10 protein-coding genes are annotated in these 12,357 nt (G+C 42.5%); 4 read left to right on the top strand and 6 right to left on the bottom strand.

What is annotated here, in order from left to right:
• From NH399_RS18935 to gorA, 6 genes are all read right to left on the bottom strand, one after another.
• Positions 1–343 (bottom strand): hypothetical protein (locus tag NH399_RS18935; protein ID WP_253042753.1); only part of this gene is annotated, 343 nt, incomplete at its 3' end.
• Positions 340–1,041, bottom strand: a complete 702-nt coding sequence (locus NH399_RS18930) for an OmpA family protein (RefSeq protein ID WP_253042752.1) — start codon at positions 1,039–1,041, stop codon at positions 340–342. The genes NH399_RS18930 and NH399_RS18935, both read right to left, overlap by 4 nt.
• Complete coding sequence (locus tag NH399_RS18925; RefSeq protein WP_253042751.1) at positions 1,038–2,579, bottom strand: hypothetical protein; 1,542 nt, start codon at positions 2,577–2,579, stop codon at positions 1,038–1,040. The genes NH399_RS18930 and NH399_RS18925 overlap by 4 nt, the downstream gene beginning before the upstream one ends.
• Before the next feature lie 37 nt (positions 2,580–2,616).
• Positions 2,617–3,840, bottom strand: coding sequence for a hypothetical protein (locus tag NH399_RS18920; RefSeq protein ID WP_253042750.1), 1,224 nt, complete (start codon positions 3,838–3,840; stop codon positions 2,617–2,619).
• An 82-nt stretch (positions 3,841–3,922) separates the two neighbouring features.
• On the bottom strand, positions 3,923–4,543 hold the full coding sequence (locus tag NH399_RS18915; protein ID WP_253042749.1) for a polymer-forming cytoskeletal protein: 621 nt from the start codon (positions 4,541–4,543) through the stop codon (positions 3,923–3,925).
• Between the two features lie 366 nt (positions 4,544–4,909).
• Entirely contained in the window at positions 4,910–6,265 is a 1,356-nt protein-coding gene (gene gorA, locus NH399_RS18910; protein ID WP_253042748.1) for a glutathione-disulfide reductase, read from the bottom strand.
• Between the two features lie 339 nt (positions 6,266–6,604).
• Between gorA and prlC the strand changes: the two genes are divergently transcribed.
• From prlC to NH399_RS18890, 4 genes are all read left to right on the top strand, one after another.
• The gene (prlC, locus tag NH399_RS18905) at positions 6,605–8,656 is read left to right on the top strand and encodes an oligopeptidase A (RefSeq protein ID WP_253042747.1); all 2,052 of its coding nucleotides are present in this window, start codon (positions 6,605–6,607) and stop codon (positions 8,654–8,656) included.
• Between the two features lie 191 nt (positions 8,657–8,847).
• On the top strand, positions 8,848–10,392 hold the full coding sequence (locus NH399_RS18900; RefSeq protein WP_253042746.1) for an FGGY-family carbohydrate kinase: 1,545 nt from the start codon (positions 8,848–8,850) through the stop codon (positions 10,390–10,392).
• Positions 10,393–10,626: 234 nt separating this feature from the next.
• Entirely contained in the window at positions 10,627–10,782 is a 156-nt protein-coding gene (locus NH399_RS18895; RefSeq protein ID WP_253042745.1) for a hypothetical protein, read from the top strand.
• A gap of 837 nt (positions 10,783–11,619) precedes the next feature.
• The gene (locus NH399_RS18890; protein WP_253042744.1) at positions 11,620–12,342 is read left to right on the top strand and encodes a hypothetical protein; all 723 of its coding nucleotides are present in this window, start codon (positions 11,620–11,622) and stop codon (positions 12,340–12,342) included.
• The last annotated feature ends 15 nt before the right edge of the window (positions 12,343–12,357 follow it).

Below are 12,357 nucleotides of genomic sequence, written 5' to 3'. Positions count from 1 at the left end.
CAGCATCAGCATCAGCATCAGCATCAGCATCAGCATCAGCATCAGCATCAGCATCAGCATCAGCATCAGCATCAGCATCAGCATCAGCATCAGCATCAGCATCAGCATCAGCATCAGCATCAGCATCAGCATCGGTATCCAGTTGTTCTGGCAGATGCCCGGCCAAATCCGGTTTTACCTCGACAGCTAAAGGCGTGTCATTTTCTTCTACCAGATCACTGTTGGGTGTGTGGGTTGAACTGGCTGAGTCAGCAGTCACATCGGGCTCTTTGTCTTTATGACCCCGCATCAACTCGACGGCTTTATTTAAGCCTTTAAAATGTTTTAACCAAGAATTGGTCACAGGGTTTCCTCCAAAATATTCTTTATCTTCACTTCAGAGTTGGTAATGACTCTAAATGCAACACGCTTTGATTGTTCCACGGCTTCTTGCCCATATTCGTCAAGAACGGGCCTTGATGATGAATAGCCAACGGCTGCAATATGTTTTGTAATCCAACGACTGTGCTCTGTCACAGAGGGTAGTGCAGATACAAATTGAAGCACTGACAGTGTACGTTCTTGTGACAAGGCTAAATTATTAAAGTATGCGACACTGGCATCATTGCTCTGTTGCCAACGGCTGCTGGTATGCCCTTCTAATCGAATTTCTTCGATAGAGGCGTTAAAGGGAGTCAGTACTCGTAAGTAGCGAGGAAAGAATTCACTCAGGATTTCTTGATAGGGCTGGCTTAGTTGAGTATCACCAGTAGCAAACATGGCATCGGGTGTTTGAAAGGTGATGGTCAGGGTATCACGATTAATCGTAGCTCCCCAGGCTGATAGATCCTTATCAAACTCTTTTACAAGCGAATGATAGATGGCTAACTGATTGTCGCGATAAGAGACAGCCATCTTGCGTACTTTATCCCTTTCTACTGAGACGGAATACATCATTGCAATCGCAATACAGAGAAACACCATCATTAAACCAGCCATTAAATCCGACACGCTGATCCAATGGGAGTCTGTATCTTTATGGGATAAATTAACGGGGTTCATAGTGAGAGTTCTTGAGTGTCTTTCATGATGCGTTTCATTTGCATCAGCAGTTGTTGATAATCGCGCGCAAATTGCCCACTGATTAACGCCAGGGCCTCTCCCATTGCTTCCATAACCTGGCTAATTTCTTGCTCTAACTTGTGATTGATTAAGTTTTGTTGTTGGGCAAACGAGGTGTCAGATTGATGCAAGCTTTCTTCTATATAGCTTCTCAATGCATCAGAGATTTGTTGATAAGATTCTTGCTGATAGGTTTTTATATCGGCAAAGCTTTGACGGTGTGCTACTAAGGTTTGTTCAACGATTTTATCAACCAGAGTGGTGTCTACATCAACAATCTGGCTGAGCACATCTTGGATCAGTCCAGTTTGTTCGGTCATAACCGCGCTTTGATCAGATAGTGCGGTTAAAGACTGGATATAACATTGGTTGAGCTCTCCAACCGCTGTTGATAATTGTTGTTTCCATTCATCGATGGTATTTCGTTGATGTTGTTCCAGTTGTTTTAGATTTTGCTGCCATTCTTCAATGGGGGCAAGCACACCCTGTTGAGCTTGTTGTAGAGTCTGATTGTACTGCCCCATCGTTTCTTGCAGATCATGAGTCAGTAGTTGTTTTACTGAATGAATACCATCAGTGAATTCGCTGAGGTTCTTAGACACTTCAGGAACGATATGAGTCACTTGCTCATAGGTTGATTGGTATGCTTTAAGCTGTTCGTTAATCAGTGATATCTGCTCTTTTCCCTGTTCTAGAACAGGATTAAGTGTTTCGAGATGCGCTGGTATCAGTGCTAATTTTTCTCCAATCTTTTCGAGTTCAAGATGAGTCTTATTGACGGCTTCATGGTGTGCTTCATTGCTTTTTAACCAATGGTTAATGCGCGCTTCATGAGCTTCAAACTCATTAGAGAGCGAGTCAACAATCAATCCAAATTGCTCGAAGCGATCGCCAAAAAGTGTAAAGTGCTCGCCAAATTGATTCGATAGCTTTTGGTTGAACTCAGTGACCACCAAGGATAGCTCTTTCACCAGCGACTGGGCCGTCTGTTGTGACAAATCTTCGGTAAAGTGCTTAAGCGTTTCTCTCTGGTTCTGTTGCTGGCTATTAATCCGTTGGCTGAGCTGTTCAATGACTGATGTCTGCTGGTTGATAGCTTGGTAGAGATGCTGAATTCCCAGCTCATTGTCTGGGTGGGTACGTGGAAACAGTGTAATGATAATCTTAAATAAAATGGATAAAGTAATACCCATGACACTGGTAATGAATGCCGTTTTTAGGCCATCCAATAATTGAGAAATCCCTGCTTCTATCTGCGTGATATCAAAGCTCATAAGTCCAATGATAACGCCAGTAAAAGTACCCAGTATTCCAAGAGAGGTTAATAATCCTGGTGCCTGATGGACAAACAGTTTCAAGCGATTGGTAGCATGCGCCAGCACGGCGATAATGAATACCACCAACATGATTAGCATAAACAGTTCTGTCATATCTGATGGTGTGATAGATAAGAAAGTATTTTTCATAAAGTCAGACATGATGTTGTTCCTGAGCGTTCATCTAAAAGTGCTGGCATTAACCGAGATACTCAAATACAAACTCACAAAAATGTTCGCCGCCCATATTACCAAAGTGCGTATTAACCATTTTTGAGTGAGACATAAGTTTCATAAGTTCTGCCGTCGTGCTAACGGGTCGTTGGTTGTTACCTTTTACCTCTCCTTTGACGGTGACAGATGTGTCGTTATTTACTTCGAACACAGCAGGGGAATCCGGAGCCCCTTCATTTTTGAACAGAAGAATATGTATTAGCGCGCCTGGATTCAGGTTTCGTTTAAGTAACTCCATCAAACGTTGCAGTTTATGAAAGTCAGTAAAGTTCACCAGATCCCATAGCAGCACCACATCAAAATAGATATCTTTAGAAAACCGCAACATATTGTCGTTAACCGTGGAGTGTCCATTCGCCGCAATTTTATCGTGCCACATCATTGAGGAATAGACGTCTTCTACATAGACATTGCTCGCGATGGTGTTTAAATGCTCCATCGCTCGGCCACTTTTTTTGCTGGTTTCTAATATTGAAAGGTTGGCTTTGGGGCTGACATGATCGAGCACTTGAGCCAGGCAAGGCAAAAACACATCGTCAAATGTTGTTTTATGGCTGGAATAACGTAACTGATTGGATTGAGTATTACGTTTCAGGTTTTTGCCTAACGCGGTATTACCGTATTCCAGTAGCATTTCGTTAATATCATGTTTCATGCCTTGTTGATTCATGAGTGTTTTGCGCATAGTAAAGGCACCCATGTGCTTTAACATTTTAACGGTTGATAAAGAGCTGACTGGAACCTTTTGTGAGTCTGAAGCTTCAATAAGCTCCAGATTAAAATTGTTACCTATTTTAAAGTGACCAGGGCTTGCTGGCATACTCTCGCCAACATAACGCATCGTGTGAAGTATTGTCCCTTCTTTAAAATGAGGGCTGAGGGTTTGCATAAGATGCTCTAGTAAATCAGCATCCAGATAATTGAGAATGTCCCAACAGAGAACGAAGTCAAATTTTAGGCCGGAGGGCTTATCGAGCAAATGTGCATCCAGCTGTGCTTTTGAGTTTTCTGAAGACGTGTCGACTTCTTCGAGAAACTCATTGAGATCTTCGACGTAGCATTTGCATCCCATTTTCAAAAAAGCACCAGTAGAACCTGAGGCCATAGAGCCCAGGTCAAGGATCACATTGTTTTCTGTGACCATGTCATTAACTACGGTAGCTAAAGCGAACGAATGATGTTGAGTCATTAATTTAGTCGTAGCATATTAATGCCAATCGATACTTGCATATCGATTGGCTTATCATTGTGCTCAATGATAACGATAAATATTATTTTTTATCGTTTTTATTGCGCGAGTCATTGTTGGGTTTGGATGACTCTTTTGCTGCTTGAGTTGCAGGTTGCGCTGGCGTTGATGATACCTTGTTGTCTGATGCAACAGCATCATTAGCGGGAAGATGAGGATGAATCAACTTCTGTTTAAAGTCGATGTGACGTTGTTTCTTCTCATCATCGGTATCAATCATATCCATTGAACCACGGAATTTACCTCCGTCGTCTAGCTGAATACGTGGCGCGATTAAGTTACCTTTTACTACCGCAGATTTACGAATTTCGATCAACTCATCAGCCAGTACATCACCGGTTAATTTACCGTTGATAACCAAATTTTGAGCGTGAATATTCGCGTTAATTTCTCCCTCTTCTCCAATGGATAAGTTCTGCCCTTCCATGATGACAGTTCCCTCAACAGTACCTTCGATGTGCAGGTCTTCAGTACCAATAAGCTCACCACGGAATTTGATGTTCTTACCAATAACCGAGTGATCTTTTGCTAGCTTCTGTTCAACTTTACTGGTTGCTTCTGCTGGCTTGGCTTCTTCTTTCATTCCTGACAAAAAAGGCTTACTGTCTGAGCTTGGCTTAGAGCCCAATGTCATATCATTCATGATTACTCCAAAAGTTTATAGGCTAAGGGGGCATAGTGCCGAACAAATATGACGTTGTTATGCATGTTCGTATCTCTTTGAAAGATAATCATATTTGCTGATAGGATATTTTTCAGGGTTTTGTTTTACAACTCAACGTGAATTTTCATTGACGAACATTAGTGTGATTTGCATCACACTTTTAGTTTTTTCTTTGTGAATAATAAAAATTGAAAATAAATATTATCTCGAATAGCAAAATTTTAGAGAGGCTTTTCTAATTTGAGTAACGAAAAAAGACCGGATCTTTTTTCCTGTTTCAGTTACTACTTTTGAGGGGTAAAAAAGCAAGCAGAAAGAACGAACTTCTCTGCTTGCCTGATGGGATTAGCGCATGGTGACAAATTCTTCGGCCGATGTAGGGTGTATGGCAACGGTATTGTCAAAGTCTGTTTTAGTTGCCCCCATTTTGAGAGCGACGGCAAATCCTTGAAGCAGCTCATCGGATCCAAAACCAATGCTGTGTATGCCTACGATTTTTTCTTCGTCACCCACACAAACTAATTTCATCTTGGTTGGTTCACGATGTTGAGTAACCGCCGTGTACATGGCGGTGAACTGTGAGCGATACACTTTCACTTTGTCTTCGCCATAGGTTTCGATGGCTTCTGCTTCTGATAAACCAACGGTGCCAATCGGAGGATGACTGAACACGACCGTTGGAATGTTTGTGTAGTCCAGATGCTCATCGGTCTTACCATTAAAGAGTCGCTCGGATAAACGGCGTCCGGCTGCGACGGCAACTGGAGTTAATGCTGCTCGGCCAGTGTTGTCGCCCACGGCAAAAATATTTTCAACACAGGTGTTTTGGTATTTATCGGTAATGATAAAACCGCGAGAGTCGAGCTCAACCCCTGCCGCATTGAGATTGAGGTTGTCTGTTGCAGGCGCTCGACCGATTGCCCATGTCAACTCGTCCACAGGTCCGACGGTATTTCCATTGGTTAATTTAATCAGCAGGCTGCCGTCGTCTTGTTCGATGACTTCACTGGGTGTGCTGTGATTGTGCAGGTGAATACTGGACTCATTGATGACCTCGGTGAGGGTATCGGACAGCATGTCGTCAAATTGTCTGAGCGGTTTTTCTTTACGCACAATCAGGTGAGTTTCACTGCCCAGGGCGTTTAGTACGCCGGCAATTTCTACGGCGATATAACCGGCACCCACTACGGCTACCCGTTTGGGTTGTTCGGTGAAAGCAAAGAAGCCATCCGAGTCGGTACCTAAGTCTGCCCCTGGCACATCAGGAATGCTGGGTGTACCGCCCGTTGCAATGAGGATTTTTTCAGCAGTGTAGTGTTGGCCATCCACTTCGACCGTATGAGCATCAACAAATTTTGCGTAGCCTTTGATAACGGTAACTTTGTTCTTTTCTAGAACATTGTCGTAAGACTGATGAATACGACTGATGTAAGCGTCACGGCTGGCTGTTAAGCCAGACCAGTCGAAATTATCCACTTTGACGTCAAAACCATAATCCGGAGCAAGCTTAAAAGCTTCGGCAACCTGAGCGCCATACCACATGACCTTCTTGGGAACACAGCCCACGTTCACACAGGTTCCACCTAACGCATTGGCTTCTACCAATGCGCATTTCTTGCCATGCATGGCGGCACGATTGACAGAAGCGATACCACCACTGCCCCCGCCGATGGCTAAATAATCAAAATCGTATTGGCTCATACCGATTACCTCAAAAACGTTTGTAATGATAATTAATAACCCACTAGCTTAGTGAAATGTTACAGAAGACACACGTTTTTTTGCTGGGGTTATGAACGTAATATTTTGTCTGTCGTACCTAATTGAGGTTAAAAGCGCTTGAATTCAATAGATATTTGCTCATTAGGCTTTAATTATACTGGCTAGACCCCATCAAGTAGTAAACAACAAATTCTTGAAATTGGCGTGGCAGGCCTGCGAGTCGGGTTCTAAACTGACATTCATTAAATAGACAGCCTGACGCTGTTCTTTAAGTCCGTTCGATGCGCCTTCGAGATAAAAAACATAAAGGGTAGAGATATGAGTAACCCCCTGTTAGATTCATTTGATTTAGCTCCGTTTTCTCAAATTAAAACGGAGCACATAGTGCCCGCAGTAGAGAGCACTCTAAAAGCACAGAAGTCCGCTATAGAGACACTTTTATCTGAACAAAATGAGTACCGCTGGGACAATCTGATGTTGCCGCTGGACGAACTCGGAAATGAGCTGGGCAAGCGTTGGTCGCCTGTTTCCCACATGAATGCGGTGGTGAATTCTGACGAGTTGAGAGCGGCCTATGATCAGTGTTTGCCTTTGCTGTCAGAGCACAGTACCTGGTTGGGACAAAATAAACCGTTATATCAGGCGATTGAGCAGCTGTATGAACATCGTGATTCTCTTGATCTGGACACAACTCAGATAAAAATATTGGAAGACGAATTACGCGATTTTAAATTAGCCGGTGTTGCATTACCGCTAGAAAAACAACAGCGCTTTGGTGAGATCCGTAAACGTTTGTCGGAACTGTCATCTAAATATGAACAAAACTTGCTCGATGCGACCATGGCTTGGAGTAAGCACCTTGAAGACGACCAACGTCTGTCAGGATTACCTGCCTCATCATTAGCCCTGCTTGAGCAAAATGCGCAGCAGAAAGAGCTGTCGGGCTATTTATTAAATCTCGAGTTCCCCTGTTATTTTGCCGTGATGACTTATGCCGATGATCAGGCTTTGCGCGAAGAAATGTATCGTGCCTACAGTACACGGGCATCAGATCAAAGTGAACATAGCGAATGGGATAACAGCCCCTTGATGGATGAGATGCTCGCGCTCAAGCACGAGTTGGCCCAGCTGCTTGATTTTGCCCATTATGGAGAGCTCTCTCTCGCCACAAAAATGGCATCATCCACCGAAGAAGTCATGAGCTTTTTGCAGGACTTAGCAGCAAAGTCGAAACCTCAGGCAGAAAAAGAACTGGCGGAATTAACACAATACGCACAGCAAGAATTAAAGACGGCAGAACTTAATGCCTGGGATGTTCTGTATACGAGTGAAAAACTCAAACAGGCGTGCTATGCCATTTCGCAAGAAGAGTTACGACCTTATTTTCCGGTTAATCAGGTATTGGATGGCCTATTTAGCATTACCGAAACCTTATTTGAGGTGAAGATCAAAGAAATTGAGAGTGGCTTTGATAAATGGCATGAAGATGTGCGTCTGTTCGAGGTTCAGAGCAGTGATGGCGAATCCATAGCCCGCTTTTATCTCGATCTCTTTGCCCGCTCCTTTAAACGCGGTGGCGCCTGGATGGCCGATTATTGCAGTCGCTTTCGTTTTGCTAATGATGAATTACAACGCCCGGTTGCTTATTTGACCTGTAATTTTAATCCGCCTATTGGCGAGCAGGCAGCACAGTTAACTCATGACGAAGTCGTGACTCTGTTTCATGAGTTTGGTCATGGTTTGCACCACATGCTCACAGAAGTGGAATATCTGAGCGCTTCTGGTATCAACGGCGTGGAGTGGGATGCTGTTGAGTTGCCCAGTCAGTTTATGGAAAACTTCTGCTACGAAAAAGAAGGTTTGAACCGAATTTCTGGCCACTTTGAAACTGGCGCGCCATTGCCTGACGATATGCGCGAAAAACTTCAGGCTGCTAAGAACTTTCAATCAGCCATGTTTATGGTACGTCAGCTGGAGTTCGCTCTGTTTGATTTCCGTATCCACAGTGAGTTCCAGCCTGGCCAGGAGAGTAAAATTCAGCAGACCTTAAACGAAGTTCGTCAGCAGGTAGCGGTGGTGATACCGCCACAGTGGAACCGGTTTCAACATAGCTTTTCACACATTTTTGCTGGCGGTTACTCGGCGGGTTACTACAGCTACAAATGGGCAGAAGTATTAAGCGCCGATGCGTTTTCTCGTTTTGAAGAAGAAGGTATTTTTAGTACTTCAGTAGGCGCTGACTTTAAAGAAAGTGTCCTACAAAGAGGCGGCTCTGCACCTGCGATGGAATTGTTTCAGCGATTCAGAGGGCGTAAACCGGATATTGAGCCACTATTAAGACATTCTGGGATTGGTAGCAATAACGCTTGATGCTATCTGGCGGTAATGAAATAATCTGAGCGCGAACCCAACAGAGCCTGCCTCTGTTGGGTTTTGTATCTTTTACCTCAAGCTTGCACCTTTGAACTCAACCGTTCAAGTCCAATAAGCCGTGGTTTGGAAGCCATTGTCACTGATGACCGATGGCGTTCTGTTTTGTGTCTATTCGAGAAATGAAGTCTATGCAGAAGAGTAACTTATTAGCAATCGATTGTGGTACCCAGAGTATCCGCGCCCTGGTGTTTGATGCAACGGGGGAGTTGCTGGCAAAAGCTCAAGTGAGTCTGGATGGATATTTTTCGGATCAAAGCGGCTGGGTTGAGCAACATGTTAATTACTTCTGGGATTCCTTGTGTCGTGTTTGTAATAAGCTCTGGACCGAATCAGACATAGTTCCTGAGTCTATCTTAGGCGTATCGGTGACAACACAACGAGCCACCATGATCAATCTGGACAGCAAAGGTGCGCCGTTGCGTCCGGCTATTATCTGGATGGATAAACGTCAGGCATCGCTTAAACCGAATATTCACTGGTTATGGCGTACGGCCTTTCAACTGGTGGGTGTGCAAGATACTGTTGAGCAGTTCGCACTGGATGCAGAAATCAACTGGATAAAGCAGCATCAACCTGACATTTACCATAAAACTCACAAGTATTTGTTCCTGTCGGGTTACTACAACTATAAGTTGTGTGGCGAATATGTTGATTCGGTGGGGTCGCAAGTGGGTTATGTTCCCTTCGATTACAAATCTCACCAATGGGCAGGCAAACGAGACTGGAAGTGGCAGGCATGCCCTGTGAAGCCAGAACAGCTGCCTGATCTGATAGCACCCGGCGAAACCATGGGACATATCACCGCAGAAGCTAGCGGGCAAACTGGGTTGTTAGAAGGCACGCCCCTGATCGCTGCCGCTGCTGATAAAGCGTGCGAAGTTCTGGGTTGTGGTTGTTTAACGCCTGACCATGGACAAATCAGTTATGGCACAACGGCGACTATCAATACGTCAACGTCACGTTATGTTGAACCTATTCGATTTATTCCTCCCTACCCTGCGGCAATACCTGAAACTTACAACACTGAGTTTCAAATCTATCGCGGTTATTGGATGGTCAGCTGGTTTAAGGAGCAGTTTGCCCATCAAGAGCGAATGACGGCGGAACAACAAGGAGTTTCTACAGAAACGGTATTAGATCAACAGGCAGGAATGATTGAGCCTGGAGCCAATGGGTTGATTCTACAGCCTTATTGGAATCCAGGAGTAAGACATCCTGGTCCTGAAGCTCGCGGTGCCATTATCGGTTTTACTGATCAGCATACGCGCGCTCATATCTATCGTGCGATGATCGAAGGGATTGCCTTTGGTTTGCTTGAAGGACGCGAAAATATTGAACGACGAAGCGGCACCGATATTACTCGACTCAGTGTTTCCGGTGGCGGCTCACAAAGTAAAACGGCATTGCAAGTAACCGCAGATATTTTCAATTTGCCAGTACAACATCCGGCTACCTTTGAAACTTCGGGTCTGGGTGCTGCTATTAATATTGCTGTCGGGTTAGGTGTTCACTCGAATTATCACGATGCATGCAAAGCGATGTGTCATACACGCAATATTATTGAGCCGATTGCTCAAAACGTAGAGCTTTATCAACAGATCTATCAACAAGCTTACCGACCTTTGTACAAAAAATTGTCGCCTCTGTATAAAAGGATCCGGTTATTAAATTAGTTACGTTGTTTTAAAATGCCCTGCTATTTATCTCGATGTTGAAATATAAAATATTGGAAAATCTCACACAAAAATAAAAATCTCTTTTTTAAATTAAATTTAAAATTTGTGTGTAATAAATCACAAGAAAGTGAGTTAAAATTACTTAACCTAATTAAGAAATAATGCTCAAATTAACAGCAGAATAAAAACGTTAATTAGGATTTTATATATAGGCAGAGAGAGGTTGTTATTATGAAACACAAAAACGTAATACTCGCAGTGTTTGTTATGTCTGTTAGCGCTGTCGCTTATCTTTTGTTACCAGAAGATCCAGAAGTTCACTATCCAGAACAGAAAACTTCTGAAGAAGAAAAGACCATGGCTTACACTAGCCATTCTGATGCCTGAATTGCGGTAAGGCAGACCTGCTATTGAGTTATTCTCAACAGGCAGGCAAAGTGTTTTTACTTAATGGAATAAGAATTATTGTTAGTTAGTTTCTTAATTGGATTAACAATTATTATTGAATCGATAATCAATTTTTCCTTGCTAATTAATAAAGACTAGTCTTATTTTTTTAAATCGAATTAAAGTGAATCAATTAGTTGATTAGTGTCAAATTAAAGCGATGATTCAAATTTTTTTTCTAACCTTGTTTCGATTTTTTTACATTCTCTTCTACTGAGATAGCAAACTTTTTACTTAAATAAAATAATAATTTTTTATCGGGAAAAATAAAACGGGCCAGAAAATATTTCATGCTAATAAAGATAATGTTTCACAGAACCAAAGGGTAAAGAAAGACGAAGCCTTTTATGATGGGTTATGAATGAAAGTGTATAGCTTAGCCTTTCTAACACTTGGACAGTATAACGGATTAGCATTGACGATATGAGTCACTTTGTCTGATATATCCGTTAGACAAAGTGAACTTTATTGATAACAAGCATCTAACTAAAATCAGCAGAAAAAATCGCTGGTAATATACTGTAAGCTAGTTTAGTTTATTCTAAATAAGATTTTATTTAATTAGATATTAACAATATATTTATTTAGTGGTAAGAATAATAAAAAGTCGCGCGATCCTACCTCAAATCTACCTCAATTGAAATACAATAAATACCCACAAAAAGTAGGTATTAAGTCACTCCGTAAATGATAAAAATTACCTGTGATCTTCATAAAAAAACAAACAAACTGTAAAAAAAATAATTATTAACAAGTATTGGAAAATAAGGGGAAGCCATGAAACATAAAGTGATCTGGCTAGTTGCTGTCGTTTTGAGTTTAATGTTGTGTAGTTATATTTACTTTAATAGTGCTGAGAACAAGGCGCATAAAGTTGATAACGAAAACTCAATTGATGACAAAGCTATTTTTATTGTTAAAGCAGATGCTCCGGCATCTTCCTCTCCATCATCCCCTCCTGCTAAAAAGAAACCAACGATTGTTGAATCAAAATCTGCTGATTCCAACCCTGTTAATTTGGAATTATGGGCGGTGTCAGATAAAGCAAAGTCGGTGCTTCAGGCGTCTGACAAATTGCCTGCTGATCTGGCTCAAGAAGCTTATGTTCAACTCGACAATAGTGGTTTGCTCAACCTTTCTCTGGGAGATTCTTTCCCAATTGCTATTCCTCAACTTGGCACAGAGTTGATTGCTGAAGTCGATCACATTACCAACCATAAAAATGGTGACCGTACGGTCGAAGCCAATTTTCCTGGTATGAGTCCTTACTTCAGTGCGGTATTTACTATCGGCGAAAAGACCACCTACGCTCAAATTAGTACACCTGATGGTGTTTTTATGCTTGAGTCACAAGGCGATTATGCCTGGATTGCTCCGGGGGGAGCGATGGCCGCTAATCATTGGTCTGATCATCAAGATGGTGTTCATTTTAGTGATGACCAACCTGTCGATAGTAATGACAATCTAGAGATCGATGCCGATATCAAATCATCAAATTAAAAATCGTCGAGCGAC

It is taken from the genome of Pleionea sp. CnH1-48 (assembly GCF_024124665.1).
In the GTDB taxonomy this organism is placed as follows: Bacteria; Pseudomonadota; Gammaproteobacteria; order Enterobacterales; family Kangiellaceae; genus JAMXSB01.
Note: the sequence above shows the minus strand (reverse complement) of the source record. Positions and strands in the feature narration are given on the sequence as shown.